Below are 1,174 nucleotides of genomic sequence, written 5' to 3' on the forward strand. Positions count from 1 at the left end.
TGGTTAATGAGGGGCTTGATTGCCTTTGGTTTTCACCTAATAGGTGAAACTGTTTTTTGGTTGAAATCATTATACCAGTTGGGGTTTGTGCGTTTTTTTAGTTTTTATTTTTGGATTGGGGTAGATAGGTAAAAAGTTCACAGCACTCTTTAAGTCTTGCACATCACCAGGTAGTGTAAATTCTTTTCTGTAAATTCAACATAAACACTTTTTTAAAGTTTTTGGTTTTTTGCTTGCAAAAACCCGAATAATAAAAAACCAAAAACTTTAAAAAAGTGTTCACCTCTATTTATTCTATTGTTTTTTTCGACAAAATAATAGGAGTAATAAAGATGAACAATAATGATAATGAATTCAACGCAATTAATGGTAATAATTTAGCCAGTGTATACGAATTAATCTCAACCTACGGTATGGAGGCCACGCCTCAAGCCATGGAGATTCTATTTAACGAGGCAATGCTGATAGAGCGAACCCAACACCTAGGTGTTGGGCATTACGAGCGAAGTAATAACAGATTAGACTATGCCAATGGTTACAAACCTAAGCGGGTTAAAACTCGCATTGGTGAATTGGATCTGTCAGTACCACAAACACGAAATAGTGATTTCTATCCTAATTGCCTAGAAAAAGGTTTGCGCTCTGAGAGAGCCTTAAATATCGCCCTAAGTGAAATGTATGTCAATGGTGTGAGTACTCGCAGAGTGAGTAAAATCATTGAATCAATGTGTGGTACCAGTGTCTCCTCACAAATGGTATCTAATGCTGCTAAAAAATTAGATAGCGCTTTAAATGCTTGGCGAGAGCGCCCATTGGGTAAAATTGAATATCTGATGGTTGATGCTCGCTACGAACAAGTTAGGGTTGATAATTTAGTTAGAGACTGTGCCGTGTTAATTGCACTCGGTATTGATGACAAAGGCAAGCGTGAAGTACTTGGCGTTCAGGTGAGTTTGAGTGAGGCAGAGGTCTATTGGCGTGAGTTTCTAGGGGATTTACAAAAGCGTGGTATGCATGGCACTAAACTCATCATCAGTGATGCTCACAGTAGCATTAAAGCCGCTAGAAAAGCCATCATGCCAGGCGTTGCCTGGCAACGCTATCAGCTCCATCTTCAACAAAATGCTCAAGCCTATGTCACCAAGCAAAGCAAGAAGAGGGTTGTAGCAGCAGA

Annotated in this window: 1 protein-coding gene; it reads left to right on the forward strand. The window is 39.3% G+C overall.

Features of this window, described 5'->3' with window-relative positions; all coding sequences use genetic code 11:
* Positions 1–332: 332 nt before the first annotated feature.
* Positions 333–1,174: IS256 family transposase (locus BBROOKSOX_RS11325; protein ID WP_139661954.1), on the forward strand; the 842-nt coding region annotated here is incomplete at its 3' end.

Source organism: bacterium endosymbiont of Bathymodiolus sp. 5 South (assembly GCF_900128535.1).
Taxonomy (GTDB): Bacteria; Pseudomonadota; Gammaproteobacteria; order PS1; family Pseudothioglobaceae; genus Thiodubiliella.